Genomic DNA, 15840 nt, shown 5'->3' with positions numbered 1-15840 from the left:
TTTTTGAAGAATAATGAATTGCAAAAGCAGAAATATAACAAAATACGACAGGATTATTGATTAAATAAACAATTTTTCATAATTTGTCAATAAAAAAATTCAAAAATCACACCCTATTTTTACGAATTTGCTTCTTTAGTCTGTTAAAAATTGCTTTTTTAAAAATATACCCCTTCAAAATTTGCGCTTATCTAAAAAATAATACTCCGCTAAACAAAATAGCCCCCTAATTTTTAGGACTAAAAAAATAAATCTATATTTGACCCAGCGAAAAAACAAAAAAAATAAAATTTATATTATTATGGCTAAAATTAAGTTAGAGTACATTTGGTTAGACGGATATGAACCAACTCAAAATCTTAGAAGTAAAACTAAAGTTGAAGAACATGAAAACTTCAAAGGAACAATTGAAGAACTTGGAAACTGGTCATTTGATGGTTCATCGACTAAACAAGCTGAAGGTGGTTCATCTGACTGTCTTTTAGTTCCTGTTGCAATTTATCCTGATCCAACTCGCATCAACGGATACTTAGTAATGTCTGAAGTTATGTATGCTGATGGAACTCCACACCCTTCTAACGGAAGAGCTACTATTGATGATGATAATGATGATTTCTGGTTTGGTTTCGAACAAGAATATTTCATCATGGATACTAAAACTTTATTGCCATTAGGTTTCCCTGTTGGAGGTTATCCTGCTCCACAAGGTATGTACTACTGCTCTGTAGGTGGAAAAAACACACACGGAAGAAAATTAGTAGAAGAACATGCTGACTTATGTATTGCTGCCGGTCTTAACTTTGAAGGTATTAACCAAGAGGTTGCTTGCGGACAATGGGAATTTCAATTATTCGCTAAAGGTGCTAAAAAAGCCGGAGACGAAATTTGGGTTGCTCGTTACTTACTAGATCGTTTGACTGAAAAATATGGTTACTATATCGAGTATCACCCAAAACCACTTGGAGATACAGACTGGAATGGTTCTGGAATGCATGCTAACTTCTCTAACGAAGTATTAAGAACATGTGGTTCTAAAGAAACTTACGAAAAAATATGTGAAGCTTTCCGTCCTGTTGTTGAAGAACACATTGCGGTTTACGGAGCTTACAACGAACAACGTTTGACTGGTAAACACGAAACTGCTTCTATCCACGATTTCTCTTACGGAGTATCTGATAGAGGAGCTTCAATCAGAATTCCTTTATATACTGTTCAAAAAGGATGGAAAGGATATCTTGAAGACAGAAGACCAGCTTCTAACGGAGACCCATACAAAATCGCTGCAAGAATTATCAAAACTGTAAAATCAGCTTTGTAATTCAACGTCATAATTATACTAAAAGTGCTATCATTTGATAGCACTTTTTTTTTGCTCATTAAACTTTATTTCAAACCACAAAAACAGGTGAAATTTCAACACAACTTTTCACTATTTAATTTTTAAGTTAAACTTCAAAACCTATCTTTGTACATCACTAAAACTAAATATCATGATAGTCTGGATTCTCTTTTTGTTAGCCGTTGTTTTTATTCTAGCATTAGACTTAGGTGTCTTCAATAAAACACCTCATATTATTAGCACCAAAGAAGCCAGCAAATGGACACTAATTTGGGTAACATTATCTTTTCTTTTTTCAGGAGTGATTTATTGGCTTTACACCACAAACTACATTGAAAATCCAGATAACCTGAAGCCTTCTGTAGCGGCCATGAAATTCATTACAGGATATTTAATTGAATTATCACTAAGTGTCGACAATATATTTGTAATCGCTATTATTTTTGCTTCTTTCAAAATACCTCAAAAATACCAACACCGCGTTTTATTCTGGGGAATTTTAGGTGCTATTGTTTTCCGTGGATTAATGATTTTCTTTGGCGTAATGCTGATCAATAAATTTACCTGGACAACTTATGTATTTGGTGCATTCTTGATTTTTACAGCTTTAAAAATGTTGTTTTCAGGAGAAGAAGAAGATTTTCAGCCGAAAGACTCTTTTGTTTATAAAACGTTAGGAAAAATTATTCCGATCACTTCTCACATGGATCATGAAAAATTCTTTATCCTGACAGAGAAAGGAAAAAAAGCTGCTACACCATTATTCGTAGCCTTAATTGTTATCGAAGTTATGGATGTTCTATTTGCTGTAGACAGCGTTCCAGCCATTTTAGCCATTACAAAAGATCCGTTCTTGGTATTCAGCTCTAATATCTTTGCTATTTTAGGATTACGTTCTATGTACTTTTTCTTAGCGAATATGTTAGCAAAATTCAGTTACTTAGAATACAGCCTAATTGCAATCTTAAGCTTTGTTGGTCTTAAAATGCTTCTGCATGATGTGGTTCACTTACCGGAATGGGCATCATTAGGATTTATTGCATTATCACTTTTAATTGGTATTCTGGTTTCTTTAAAATATGGAGAAGAAAAAATTCTTACTGATAAAGACCAGGAATAATATACTTTCAGTCATAAACTAAAAAAGGGGAAAATCTTTCGATTTTCCCCTTTTTTAGTTCTATTGATTTCTTAGTTTAAACGCTTAACGTTTGAATCATCAATATTGTATTGTTTGATAACTGCATTGTAATCTGAGTAATCTGCTTTGTTAACTGATTTTCCTGTTGTAGAAAAAGCTCCTGGAATAATTACAATTCTAAAAGTCTGATTATTTATAAATTGCGGCGTTAATGCTAAATTATAAGTTCCTCTTGCATAGATTGAAAAATCCTGTTTACTGAAATCAAAGTCATAATCAAATTCTCCTGCATCAGTAAAAACTGTTCTAGGTATTTGTTGCCAAATAGGTGTTGTAGGATTTATTGTTCCATCTAATCTGTAGATCAGAATAACATCTGAATCGACAATTACAGGATTTAAATTTTGACGAATAATATATGCACCATTATCAAGAGCAAAATTGATGTTTTTAAGTTCAAAAACTTCAGCAATTAAACCATCTTGTCCTGGCTCTCCTTGCGGTCCAACTGGCCCGTCTGATCCTGTGCAGCTTGAAAATGCCATTAATCCAACAACTGCGAAAAGTGTAAGTATCTTTTTCATGTTTTTATTTTTTTAGTTTTAATTATATTAAAGGTATTCCAAAAACCAAACCAAAAAAAATTTTTAGCCTGTTCTTTGTTAAAATTTTTATTATTTTTTTACAACTAATTGATTCTTAAGCAGTATTTTACTAAAATATAACACATGATACGGAAGTGAATTTTCCCAGTAATCCCAAGTATGTGCTCCCGGACGTTCTGTATAATCATGATCTACTTTATTATATACCAATCTTCTGTGCAACTCTTTATTTGGTTCGATTAAAAAATCATCTACACCACAATCAATAATCAAAGGCAGTTTGTTTGCTTTTAGTTTATCCAGCATATTAATGACTGCATATTGCGCATACATTTCTGAACTATCACTTTTATCTCCAAAAACGGGCTGCATCAATTTTACTACCTGTGCAGATGAGTCTCTGTTTAACATTACGGACATATCTACTGCACCACTCATGCTTCCTGCCGCGCAAAACAAATCAGGATGTTTGGCCGACAAATACAACGCTCCATGACCTCCCATAGAAAGTCCGGTAATGACACGTCCGTTTTTGTTGCTGATTGTTCGGTATGTTTTATCTACTTTCTGAATTACTTCTTGCGTTATAAAAGTTTCGAACTGGCTTCCCTGATTGACAGGACTATCCAGATAAAAACTAAAAACCTCGCCTTCCGGCATTACTATAATTATATTGTATTGATCTGAAAGACCTTGTACCAGTTTTTTGTTAGGTGTATTTTTTAACCAATCGCTAAAATGACCATAAGCTCCGTGTAATAAATACATTACCGGAAATGCCGATTTGCTTTTGCTATAAGAATTTGGTAGTACTACTGCTGCTTTGTAGGTTTTACTCATAGCAGCGCTGGCAATTTGCAAAGTATCGACTTTAGCAGCGTAACTCATCGATGAAACGAAAAGAAATGCTGTAAATACGAGAATTTTAAAATTTTTCATTGTGTGATATTTTTCTGATTATGGAGTGTAAATATACCTTTTTCGGAATATATGATATAAAAAAATCCGACCAGTTTTTTCAACCAATCGGATATTATATGTTTTTTGTTTTTCTTTTAACTAATTATAATTTTATGTTCGTTACGATATTGCGAGGCACTTTTACCAGTATATTGTTTAAATGATTTACTAAAGTGACTAAAATTATTAAAACCACTTTCGTAACAAACCTCATTTATAGTTATTGCTTTTTCTGCCAAAAGTTTTGAAGCATGAACCAAACGGTATTCGTTGACAAACTCGGTAAATGTTTTATTGGATATTTTCTTGAAATATCGGCAAAATGATGGTGTAGTCATACTAACCAGATTCGAAACTTCATCGAGAGCAATTGATTCCTGAAAATGATCTTTTACATAATTGAACACCACATTGATTCGGTCGCTGTCCTGCGTATTCAACTCAAGCGAAAACCCATCTGCATTTAAAACCGTGTACTCGTCTGATGTTTCCAATTCATCTAAAATACTCAAAAGCGTTAGCAAACGTTCAAACGGAAGCTGATCTTCCATCAACTCTATCTTCTTCCCTATCTTCTTTTTTGTTTCTCCGCCAAAAGCTATTCCGCCTTTTGCCTGATTGAGAATATTTTGCACCTTTCTCATTTCCGGAGCTGCAAAAAAATCATTTCCCAAAAATTCCGGTTTAATATGAATAACGGTTTCGTTTGTATTCCCCGTTTGTTCATTGGTAAAACCACAATGCGGCATATTTGAACCTATCAAAATCAGATCACCATTGGTATAATAAGAAACGTGACTTCCTATCTGTCTTTTTCCTGCGCCTCCATTTATAAAAACCAATTCGATTTCAGGATGATAATGCCAAAGATGTGTCTTATTATTGCTCTTTTCAGCATGCTTAGTATAGGTAAAAGAACTTCCGTATGAGCTAGTTATCACTTCAAGAGCGGGGGCGATTGTCTTCATGATAAAAATCTTTAAAAAATAATAGCAAATTTAACTAAAACACTCAAAATAATTCAAATTTTAACCTACAACGCTTTCGTAACTGAGAATTTCGCATGAAAATCATCAAAATAGCAAAGTAGAAATTATGGCAATCACTGCTTTTTTTAAACGACCCGTTTTTTTAAAGCTAATTTATTTTATAAATCATACTTTTTGCATTGGTTTTATAAATATACGCTATTAAAGTAAGAATTATTTTAAAAAACAAACCTATTATAATTTCCGCAATTATTTGAAAAATAACAAGTGAATTAACATAAACATAATATATAATTCAAATTTTAACCTATAACGCTTTCGTAAATGAGAATATAGCATATAAATTAGCAAATTGAGTTGTTAATATAGTTGTGTTGTTGCAGTAATTTAGCATCAGAGAATTAGAACAAACAAACTAATAAAATAAAGCCATGAAAAAGATATCAAAATATAGTGTAATGTGTGCAGTGCTTTTATCCGGTTTAAGTACTTATGCAATTGATGGGAATGATGATTTCAACCTTCGCGTACTTAAGGGAAACGGAAAATTAATAACATTTGCTCTTAATCAGGTTAAAAAAGCAAACTTATCTATTTATGATAAAAGCGGAAGCTTAATTTATTCTGAAAGTGCTTCAGGTAAAGAAGGTATTCTAAGAACCTTTAGTTTAGAAGAATTTCCGGAAGGAACTTACTTCTTAGAAGTTGAAGACAATGCAAAAAAAGTAAGACACGAAATTACTGTAACTGATAATGTATCTACTTTATCAACAAAGGCAGTTTCATCAGTTTATAAAGCAGACACCACTGCAAAAGATACCAGCGTAGCAACACGCTAAAAGAGTTTATGCTGGCAACAGTATAATAATGAGGTTAGATAGTTAGTAAAGTTTAAAAACTTAGCAATAGGTTTTTTAAAACAGCTCTTTGTGGTTATTGAGCTGTTTTTTTTTGCTCTAAACTTTCGTAACATTATTCCCTCACCCCTTTTTTAATCTTTTTCTTTTCGATTGAAATACACTTCACTTTGTTATGATACGCAGATGACGCGGGTTCGCTTTGCGAAGGCACGGATTTATACGGATTTACTACTTATTTTTTGTAGTTTCTGAAATGGCACACTACATGCTATTATTTGTAAGAAATAATTAATTAACCTTAACTTTACAAAAAGAGCAAAACATTAAAAAATAATAACCATATTAACAAAAACACTAAATAAAAATCAAACTTTAACCTATAACGGTTTCGTAAATGAGAATATAGTACATAAATTAGCCAATTGAGATGTGATGTAATTTGTAGTCTTGAAGTAATTTAGCATCAGAGAATTAGAACTAATTAATTTAAAAAATGAAGCTATGAAAAAGGTTGTAAAATTAAGTTTAGTATGTGCGGTACTTTTTACTGGAATGAGTACTTATGCAATTGATGGGAATGCAGATTTTAATGTTCATGTACTTAAAGCTAATGGTAAGCTAATTACTTTCGCTTTAAACAAAGTAACAAAAGCTAATGTAGCTATTTATGACCAGGACGGCTCTCTAATTTATTCTGAAAGTGCTTCAGGTAAAGATGGAATTTTAAGAACTTTTAATTTACAAGAGTTTCCAGAAGGAACTTATTTCTTAGAAGTAGAAGATAATGCAAAAAAGGTAAGACACGAAATTACGGTAAATGGAACAGGTTCTACTTTATCATCTAAAGCGGTTTCATCTGTTTACAAAGCAGGTTTTACAAAAAATACAAGCGTGGCATCACGCTAAAAAAGTTATGCTTTTCATATAGCATAAGTAAGGTTAGATAGTTAGTAAAGTTAAAAACGTGATTGTTTATAAACAGCTCTTTGTGGTTATTGAGCTGTTTTTTTATGTCTTATTGTTAATGGAATTTTAGGAACGCTCTTCTTTTAGAAAACTATTCTTATAAATATAAATCACTCATTTATAATCTATTAAAAAACTTCAATAAAAAACAATCCAAGATTAAAGTATTTACGTACATAGCACAAAGAAAGCACCGAAAGAGTTTGAATTCAGCAACTTATGTATTAAAAAAACATATTTTTTTGTATTAAATTCAATTTGTCTTTCTATATTTACGCATCCACGATTTGAAACTAAAATTTTTAAAAAACATGACAAGAATTACTAAATTGAGCTTAGTTGTAGCCTTATTTTTAACAACAGTTTTCACTTACGCAAACGAAGAAAAAGGGGATTATATTTTGAATATAAAAACCGGAAATGGTAAAGTAGTTAGTTTTACTTTAAACAGCTTCGAAAAAGCAACTTTTTCTATCTATGATCAAAACAACAATTTATTGTACACAGGAGAATCTGCTGCAGATAAATTGGAGATCTCAAAAACTTTAAGTTTAGAAAGCTATCCAGCCGGAACTTACTTTTTAGAAGTGAAAGAAAACAGTAAAGTTGTAAAACATGAAATTACGGTTGCTGCTAAAAAAGTTAAGATCGTGAAACTTGACGAATCAGTAAACACAAGTCCTGCATTTCGTCGTTAATTAGTTTTTTGCCCTAAAAACTAAAAAGCATCAGCCGCCGCTGATGCTTTTTTTTATGTCTAAAATTATCTTTTAGTTTTAAATCTCTTCTAAGATTACTTCTCTTTCAATAAATTCTCTAAAAATTTTACTTTTTCCTTTTCTGCCTGAAGTAAACGCTCATAAAGCTTTTTGTTTTCATCTACCGTTTCCATTAACTTATCTAATGGATTGAAAGTACAACTAGTTAGTCCGAAATAGTTATTAGGACTTTCATTAAAAGTATTGAAATAATTAATGGCTGCTTCATCTGAAAAATTCTTAATTGCTTCAACAGTTACGCCAAGTGCTTTTGCCACTTCAATTAGTTTTTCTTCATCGATCGTTTCGCTATTTTCTATTGCCGAAACAGTTTGCTGATTTGTTCCCATTGCCAGCGCCAAAGCTTCCTGCTTCATATCTCTTAGTTCACGAATACGGCTGATTTTTCGCCCTATGTGATTTTTTGTAAGTGTGCTCATAATTCAAAGATAATAATTATGTATGATAAGAGAAAACTTGTATTATACATATTTTGACTTGTAAATTACGGATAAAAATGGTTTGCTACATTTCTGCGGATTTCTTTCTTGCAACGCATTAAACATAACAGCAATTTTACTGCGATAACCAATCAAAAGTCTAATTGCAAAATCATTCACAATAAAAAATAAATACTAATGATGGAGAGAAATGAAACTGAAATTTTAGAAAAACTTAAAAAATTAACTGCCCGATGTTGTACTGCCCTAAATCCTTCTGCTGATCAAAACGGAACTTACATCGCTCCTATTAAAATGCACAGTTATGCTGAACTTGGTTGCTGCATTACCGAAATTATAAAATTATGCATCGTAGCACTAGAAAACGAAGCGCATCAAAATTCAAATACTTTCCAACAACCTATTAATGTACCGCTAATCTTGGAAATGGTTTTACAAATGTTTCCTCTTGATGAATTTGAATTACTAAGCGAAATTTATGAGGGCATTGCTTGATGAGATCCTTTTCAGATAAAACGTCCCCAATCTTTACTTCACGGAAAGGTTGGGGAGGTTTTTTATGATACGCAGATGATACTGATTCGCTTTGCGAAAACGCGGATTTATGCGGATTTTTTTATGCTCATATTATGTACTCATTTATACTCTCATTTTACACTCTCAATCTTGTCTTTTCGAATGAGAAATCTTCGCGAGAAACTCGACAAAGATTGGGTTTTCGTTGCAGAGCTACTTTCGAAGATTTCTCATTCTTCGAAAAGACAAGATTGTGTTAATTGTTTTTCTTAGAATAATTAAAATAATATTGAAATAAATCTTTTTTTTATGGAGTATATGAAAGAATCAATGTTAGTGTTGCATATATAAAGTATTTAATACCTTTGTAAAATGTTAGTTACTAGACAAGACATAATTACATTAAAGAATTTATCAACAACAAAAGATCTTGTTGCCGTTGATACAATACCTAGTACTTTTAAAAAAGATTTTCAACTATTCTTCTTTGGAAAGACTTTTTTAAAAAAAGATAATACTTTGTTTGCTTATCCACATGATGTAAAAAAGTGGATTTATTTTATGTTTGAAAAATATAACGGATAAACTTAGTCTATGCTTCCAGACTATTTATTAAATTTTAATTCCGCGCTTTTAAAATTTCAAGAAAAGTAATTTGTTAACCCCAGAGTATAAGAATAGCTTTTAATTATAGACATTATATCTCTTACTAATAGAGATGAATAATTAATTTAACAGTTTAATTGTAACAATTAATCAAATGAATACGTTTAATCAATATAGAAATTTATTAGATAAGTTGAGAGTAGTTATTTATTGTATATAAATACTATATTTGTAAATCACATAAACTTAAATCAAATGACATCAAAAGAACATAAAGAATATGTTGCTGCATTAAAGCAATATTCAACTGAATTATTAAAATCAGAAAGTGATGTTAAAAGTTTTTTGGTAGATGCTGGAATTCATACTCAAACTGGACGCCTTACCAAAGCATATTCTTCGTCTGAATCTATTGGTTATAAAAGACAAAATTCTAAAGAACAAAAGAATAAATAATATTAATGTATTCGAGAAGGTCTGGTCTAATTTTAGGTTTTCATGGTTGTGATAAAGCAGTCAGAGATAAAATAGTTTGCAAAAAGGGAGAAATTCTTAAACCCAGTGAAAATGACTGGGACTGGTTAGGGCATGGAATCTATTTTTGGGAGAATAATCATGAAAGAGTTTTACAATTTGCTCATGAATTAAAAGATAACCCACCTAAAGGAAAAGAAAATTTAATAAGTGAACCTGCAGTCTTAGGAGTTATTATTGATTTAGGATATTGTCTTGATTTATTAGATTCAAAATTTCTTGATGTCGTTAAAGTTGGATATGAATTTCTTTGTAACACGCATAAAAATTTTGAAACTGTACTACCTGTAAATATAATTAATAAAAAAGGAGAATTACTTAGAAGAAATTTAGATTGTGCAGTTATTCAAACAGTTCATCAAATGAATCTTAATTTAAAGAAACCTGAATACGATTCTGTACGAGGAGTTTTTTTCGAAGGAGAAGATCTATATGAAAATGCTGGATTCAAAGAAAAAAACCACATCCAAATAGCCATTAGAAATCAAAATTGCATAAAAGGTTTTTTTATTCCTCGTGAATTTGATGAATAATAATTAATCCATTTCAAATAGATTAATTATCAAAAGATACACGAATTATTAATTAAAACGTTATATTTTAAAATCTCATAAAGAAAATTTTAAAACAAAAAAAACCTCTCATTTTACTGAGAGGTTTTGCAATTTATAAAAAACAAATTTCTACATATTCCTTCTATACTGACCACCAACTTCAAACAAAGCCGAGGTAATCTGCCCTAGCGAACAAACCTTTGTCGCTTCCATTAAGTGATCGAATAAGTTTTCGTTTTTAATAGCGGCTTCTTGTAGCTTATTTAAGTGCTCGTTTACTTTTGCCTTATGTACTTCGTGCAGGTTATCGAGCATCGTGATTTGATATTGTTTTTCTTCTTCGGTAGCGCGAATAACTTCTGCCGGAATAACGGTTGGTGATCCTTTTGAGCTTAAGAAAGTATTTACGCCTACGATTGGGAAATCACCATTGTGTTTTAGTGTTTCATAATACAAACTTTCTTCCTGAATTTTAGAACGCTGGTACATGGTTTCCATTGCGCCAAGAACGCCACCACGCTCTGTGATTCGGTCGAACTCTTGCAGGACAGCTGCTTCTACTAAATCGGTTAGTTCTTCGATAATAAACGATCCCTGAATTGGGTTTTCATTTTTCGCCAGACCTAATTCTTTATTGATAATCAACTGAATCGCCATGGCACGACGTACCGATTCTTCTGTTGGTGTTGTAATGGCTTCGTCATACGCATTGGTATGCAGTGAATTACAGTTGTCATAAATCGCATACAAAGCCTGCAAAGTCGTTCTAATATCATTAAAATCGATTTCCTGTGCATGCAAAGAACGTCCTGATGTTTGAATATGGTATTTTAACATCTGTGCTCTTTCGTTGGCTCCGTATTTGTTTTTCATGGCTTTAGCCCATATTTTACGTGCTACACGACCAATCACGGAATACTCAGGATCTACTCCATTGGAGAAAAAGAAGGATAAATTAGGTCCAAAATCGTTGATGTTCATGCCACGGCTCAAATAATATTCCACGTAAGTGAAACCATTTGAGAGCGTAAATGCCAATTGCGTAATAGGATTCGCTCCTGCTTCGGCAATGTGATATCCTGAAATCGAAACTGAATAAAAATTACGAACATTTTTGGTGATAAAATATTCCTGAACGTCTCCCATTAATCGCAAGGCAAATTCGGTAGAAAAAATACAGGTATTTTGCGCCTGATCTTCTTTTAAGATATCGGCCTGAACGGTTCCACGAACTTGTGATAAGGTCTTTGTTTTAATATCATTGTAAATCTCCAAAGGCAAAACCTGATCTCCGGTAACACCCAAAAGCATTAATCCTAAACCATTATTACCTTCTGGCAAACCGCCTTGATATTGAGGTCTTTCGATCCCTTTTGCCGAGTATATCTTCTTTATTTTAGCCTCAACTTCTTTTTCTAATTCATTTTCTTTAATGTAGTACTCGCATTGCTGATCGATTGCGGCATTCATAAAAAAGCCCAACAACATTGGTGCTGGTCCGTTTATGGTCATACTTACAGAGGTTAATGCATGTACAAGATCGAAACCTGAATATAATTTTTTAGCATCGTCTAAGCAACAAATCGATACTCCGGCATTTCCAATTTTTCCGTAGATATCAGGACGTATATCGGGATCATTACCATATAATGTTACACTGTCAAAAGCCGTAGAAAGTCGTTTTGCTGGCAATCCGGCACTTACGTAATGAAAACGTTTATTTGTTCTTTCCGGTCCCCCTTCACCTGCAAACATTCTTGAAGGATCTTCGCCTTCACGCTTAAACGGATACAATCCCGAAGCAAACGGAAATTCTCCGGGAACATTTTCCTGTAGATTCCAACGTAATATATCGCCCCAGGCTTCGTATTTAGGCAATGCAATTTTTGGAATCTGAATGTGTGATAAACTCTCTGTATGGGTTGCGATTTTTATTTCTTTATCACGTACTTTAAACGAGTAAACCGGATTTTTGTATTTATTGACTTTCTCTTCCCAATTCAGGATAATTTCCCAATTGTACGGATCTAAATCCATTTTTACCTTATCAAACTGATTTAGCAAAAGATTCAAAAAGATTCTGTTTTCATCTAGTCCATCAGCGGCGCTTAAGCTCACGCTTTCATCATTGATTCCTGCTTTATTTATTTGCGGAATTTTCCCCGAAACAGATTCGATCGTTTTAAAGATTCCATATAATTTTTGCGCTACTTTTTGTTGTGAATTAGCAATCTCGTCGTAACTTCTGTTGTTCTCTGCAATTTCAGACAAATAACGGGTTCTGTGCGGTGGAATGACAAAGATTTTCTCGCTCATTTCGCGTGTAATCTCAAAAGTAGATTTTAAAGTCGAAGCTGTTTTTTCGACAATTTTGTCCATAATCGATTTGTACAGCGTATTCATTCCCGGATCGTTAAACTGCGAAGCTATTGTTCCGAAAACCGGCATTTCATCTGGATTCTTGTCCCATAGGTTATGATTGCGCTGGTATTGTTTCTTAACGTCACGAATGGCGTCTAAAGCACCTCTTTTGTCGAATTTATTCAACGCTACTAAATCAGCAAAATCAAGCATGTCGATTTTTTCTAATTGCGTTGCGGCACCAAATTCGGGTGTCATTACATATAAAGAAACATCAGAGTGATCCATAATTTCAGTATCGGATTGTCCTATTCCTGAAGTTTCCAGAATAATCAAATCGTATTTTGCTGCTTTCAAAACCTGAATGGCTTCGGCTACATATTTAGACAATGCTAAATTCGACTGACGTGTTGCCAGCGAACGCATATAAACACGTGGATTGTTTATAGCATTCATTCGGATTCTATCTCCTAAAAGGGCTCCGCCTGTTTTTCTTTTCGATGGATCGACAGATATTAATCCTATTGTTTTTTCGGGAAAGTCAATTAAAAATCTGCGAACAAGTTCGTCTACCAAAGATGATTTTCCTGCTCCTCCTGTTCCGGTAATTCCTAAAACTGGTGCCCCCCCATCACCCAAAGGGGAAGCTGATAATGACTGTGGAAAAACTTTATGAAATTCATCAGGATTGTTTTCTGCTAATGAAATTAATCTTGCAATCGTATTGACTTCTTTGTCCTGCAAATTCTCGCTGGTTTTCGAAGCTCCCCCTTCGGGGGTTGGGGGGCTGACATCAGCACGTTCTACCAGATCGTTGATCATTCCCTGTAATCCCAAAGAACGCCCATCATCCGGAGAATAAATTCTTGTAATTCCATATTCATGCAATTCTGAAATTTCGCTTGGCAGAATTACGCCGCCTCCACCTCCAAAAATCTTAATATGTCCCGCTCCTTTTTCCTGAAGCAAGTCGTACATATATTTAAAGTATTCATTATGCCCACCCTGATAAGAGGTCATTGCAATTGCATTGGCATCTTCCTGAATGGCGGTATTTACAACTTCTTCTACACTTCGATCGTGACCCAAATGAATCACTTCGACTCCTGTTGACTGAATAATACGACGCATAATATTAATGGCAGCATCATGTCCGTCAAAAAGTGAAGCAGCTGTGACAATTCTTACTTTATTTTTAGGATTATAAGGTTTTTGTTGTTCCATTTTATGAATATGATAATTTTAAGTGGCAATTTACAAAATAATTTAATATTTGAACATTCTTATATCTTTATCTTAACAAAAAAAATGTTAAGCCCTTTGCAACTGGCGAAATTATTACGAAAACGTTATATAAAGATTTTAATTATTAAAAAAAACATAACAACATGGCAATTTTGAAAGATTTAATTAAAATATAAAAACTTGTTTTTCAGACAACTACACTAATTTAGCAATGTAGAAAATCCCCAAATTTTTACCCAAAAACTTTTCATACCTAAGTATTAACGTAAAAATTTAAAAAATGAAAACATTATATCCACTCACCCTAATTATTGCTTTTAGTTTATCAGTTTCGGCTTTTGGAAATCATGATAAAAATATAGATCCCAAAAAGACTTCGACTACTGCGAAATCAGTTTCTAATAATGAAAACTCAGATCGCGTTGTTTTTGACACTGATATTTTAAATGATTTTTTCACACGATATTCTGATCTTAAGAAATATCAAAAAGAAGTCAACGAATTGTACAAAAACAGATCTTACGATGCAATTTGGTATAAAAACAATAAAGTGACAGATTTTGGAAAAGTACTCTACCAAAAACTAAAACTTACGGACGAAGAAGGTTTAGATATTGAAATTCCGTACGAAAGTGAAATCGATAAAATTTTTAATAAAAGACAATCCAAAAAAGTTTCCAAATCAGATTCGGATATGCTGCTTAGTGCTGCTTACCTTATATATATGAAAAATGTTTACGAAGGTATCGATGCCGAAAGCGTAAAAAAAACAGGATGGATGGTACCTAAAAAGAAGCTGTCCTACAATACAATGCTTGATTCCTTAATTAGTGATCCTGATCTAATGGAAACAAAAAACGTATTGCTTATTGATCAGTACTATAAACTTCAGGATGCTTTAAAAAAATACAGAAAAATAGAACATGATCATTTATGGAAAACGATAACAACTGAATCTCCTTACCAGGATTTAAGACCAGATGCCAACTCGCCTGTAATTGGTCAGGTTCGAAACCGCTTGTTTGTAATGGGTGATTTGAAAAAAGACTCTAAAAGTAATTTCTACGATAGAGAATTGATGGATGGGGTGATGAAATATAAAGTACGAAATGGTTTTAAACCTAATTATATAATTGCTGAAGAACATATTAAAGATCTTAACACGCCAATTTCTGATAAAATAAAAACGTTAATGATAAATATGGAGCGTTGCAGATGGATTTCTCCCCAACTTGTAAATGATAACACGTATATTATGGTAAACGTGCCTTCATTTGAACTGGACTATATAAAAAACGGAAAAAAAGAACTGGTATCACAAGTTTTTGTTGGAGCGCAATTAACAAAAACACCTATTTTTAGCGGGGATATTGATCGTGTGGTTTTTAGTCCATATTGGACTGTACCGCAAAGTATTGTAGATAATGAATTAAAATTAAAAATGGCTGCTGACAAAAACTATCTGGCAGACCATAATATGGAAATGATCAATGGTCAGGTACGACAAAAACCGGGACCTGACAATTCTTTAGGATTGGTGAAATTTATGTTTCCGAATCCGGATGATATCTACATGCACGATACTCCTGCAAAAACATTATTTGATTTCGAAAAAAGAACTTTTAGCCACGGTTGTATCAATGTTAAAAAAGCAAAAGAATTAGCTGTAGCCTTACTTAAAGATTATCCGGAATGGAACACCACCAAAATCGACCAGGCGATGGATGGTAAAAAAGAAACTACTTTTAAACTAAAAAATACTGTCCCTATTTATATTTGCTATTTTACGACTTGGGTAAACGACGATGGAGAAATAGGATTTTTTCAGGATGTTTATGATAGAGACGCAGAATTAAACAAAATACTTTTTACTCAAGAAACTGAAATATAAGCAACTACGATATTTATATTTTTTTCAAAAACATAAAACTTTCTAAAATTCGGA

The 15840-nt window shown here is 32.8% G+C and carries 15 protein-coding genes; 10 read left to right on the top strand and 5 right to left on the bottom strand.

The features are described 5' to 3' along the window. Positions 1 to 301 precede the first annotated feature (301 nt). On the top strand, positions 302 to 1318 hold the full coding sequence (locus B0A66_RS21650; protein ID WP_089051931.1) for a glutamine synthetase beta-grasp domain-containing protein: 1017 nt from the start codon (positions 302 to 304) through the stop codon (positions 1316 to 1318). 172 nt (positions 1319 to 1490) lie between these two features. Then, positions 1491 to 2459, top strand: coding sequence for a TerC family protein (locus B0A66_RS21645; RefSeq protein WP_089051930.1), 969 nt, complete (start codon positions 1491 to 1493; stop codon positions 2457 to 2459). A gap of 71 nt (positions 2460 to 2530) precedes the next feature. Here the strand turns inward: B0A66_RS21645 and B0A66_RS21640 are convergent, their stop codons facing one another. From B0A66_RS21640 to B0A66_RS21630, 3 genes are all read right to left on the bottom strand, one after another. Beyond that, positions 2531 to 3064: a hypothetical protein gene (locus tag B0A66_RS21640; RefSeq protein WP_089051929.1), complete on the bottom strand. Its 534-nt coding sequence runs from the start codon at positions 3062 to 3064 to the stop codon at positions 2531 to 2533. A 90-nt stretch (positions 3065 to 3154) separates the two neighbouring features. Continuing rightward, complete coding sequence (locus B0A66_RS21635) at positions 3155 to 4024, bottom strand: alpha/beta hydrolase (RefSeq protein WP_089051928.1); 870 nt, start codon at positions 4022 to 4024, stop codon at positions 3155 to 3157. A gap of 116 nt (positions 4025 to 4140) precedes the next feature. Continuing rightward, positions 4141 to 5013: an AraC family transcriptional regulator gene (locus B0A66_RS21630; protein ID WP_089051927.1), complete on the bottom strand. Its 873-nt coding sequence runs from the start codon at positions 5011 to 5013 to the stop codon at positions 4141 to 4143. 452 nt (positions 5014 to 5465) lie between these two features. Between B0A66_RS21630 and B0A66_RS21625 the strand changes: the two genes are divergently transcribed. The 3 genes from B0A66_RS21625 (at position 5466) to B0A66_RS21615 (ending at position 7558) form a co-directional block, all read left to right on the top strand. Beyond that, entirely contained in the window at positions 5466 to 5873 is a 408-nt protein-coding gene (locus tag B0A66_RS21625) for a T9SS type A sorting domain-containing protein (protein WP_089051926.1), read from the top strand. 522 nt (positions 5874 to 6395) lie between these two features. Beyond that, positions 6396 to 6800 carry a T9SS type A sorting domain-containing protein gene (locus B0A66_RS21620; protein WP_089051925.1) on the top strand — a complete coding sequence of 135 codons (405 nt, stop codon included), beginning with the start codon at positions 6396 to 6398 and terminating at the stop codon, positions 6798 to 6800. A 371-nt stretch (positions 6801 to 7171) separates the two neighbouring features. Further along, complete coding sequence (locus tag B0A66_RS21615; RefSeq protein ID WP_089051924.1) at positions 7172 to 7558, top strand: secretion protein; 387 nt, start codon at positions 7172 to 7174, stop codon at positions 7556 to 7558. Between the two features lie 95 nt (positions 7559 to 7653). On the opposite strand, the gene B0A66_RS21610 is transcribed toward B0A66_RS21615, so the two are convergent. Beyond that, the gene (locus tag B0A66_RS21610) at positions 7654 to 8058 is read right to left on the bottom strand and encodes a helix-turn-helix domain-containing protein (protein ID WP_089051923.1); all 405 of its coding nucleotides are present in this window, start codon (positions 8056 to 8058) and stop codon (positions 7654 to 7656) included. 198 nt (positions 8059 to 8256) lie between these two features. Between B0A66_RS21610 and B0A66_RS21605 the strand changes: the two genes are divergently transcribed. The 4 genes from B0A66_RS21605 to B0A66_RS21590 all read left to right on the top strand — a co-directional run bounded on the left by B0A66_RS21605 (position 8257) and on the right by B0A66_RS21590 (position 10268). Beyond that, positions 8257 to 8574, top strand: coding sequence for a hypothetical protein (locus tag B0A66_RS21605; RefSeq protein WP_244283573.1), 318 nt, complete (start codon positions 8257 to 8259; stop codon positions 8572 to 8574). Positions 8575 to 8967: 393 nt separating this feature from the next. Further along, complete coding sequence (locus tag B0A66_RS21600) at positions 8968 to 9180, top strand: hypothetical protein (RefSeq protein ID WP_089051921.1); 213 nt, start codon at positions 8968 to 8970, stop codon at positions 9178 to 9180. Positions 9181 to 9456: 276 nt separating this feature from the next. Beyond that, positions 9457 to 9657, top strand: coding sequence for a hypothetical protein (locus tag B0A66_RS21595; protein WP_089051920.1), 201 nt, complete (start codon positions 9457 to 9459; stop codon positions 9655 to 9657). Between the two features lie 5 nt (positions 9658 to 9662). After that, positions 9663 to 10268 (top strand): hypothetical protein, encoded by a 606-nt coding sequence (locus tag B0A66_RS21590; protein ID WP_089051919.1) that lies wholly within the window; start codon positions 9663 to 9665, stop codon positions 10266 to 10268. Between the two features lie 150 nt (positions 10269 to 10418). On the opposite strand, the gene B0A66_RS21585 is transcribed toward B0A66_RS21590, so the two are convergent. Next, positions 10419 to 13874 carry a methylmalonyl-CoA mutase family protein gene (locus B0A66_RS21585; protein ID WP_089051918.1) on the bottom strand — a complete coding sequence of 1152 codons (3456 nt, stop codon included), beginning with the start codon at positions 13872 to 13874 and terminating at the stop codon, positions 10419 to 10421. A gap of 301 nt (positions 13875 to 14175) precedes the next feature. Here B0A66_RS21585 and B0A66_RS21580 point away from each other — a divergent pair, with 301 nt between their 5' ends. After that, positions 14176 to 15786 (top strand): L,D-transpeptidase family protein, encoded by a 1611-nt coding sequence (locus B0A66_RS21580; protein WP_089051917.1) that lies wholly within the window; start codon positions 14176 to 14178, stop codon positions 15784 to 15786. Positions 15787 to 15840: the final 54 nt, after the last annotated feature.

It is taken from the genome of Flavobacterium hercynium, assembly GCF_002217285.1.
Taxonomy (GTDB): Bacteria; Bacteroidota; Bacteroidia; order Flavobacteriales; family Flavobacteriaceae; genus Flavobacterium; species Flavobacterium hercynium.
The sequence above is the reverse complement of the archived record's forward strand: the minus strand, read 5'-3'. Positions and strand labels throughout refer to the sequence as shown.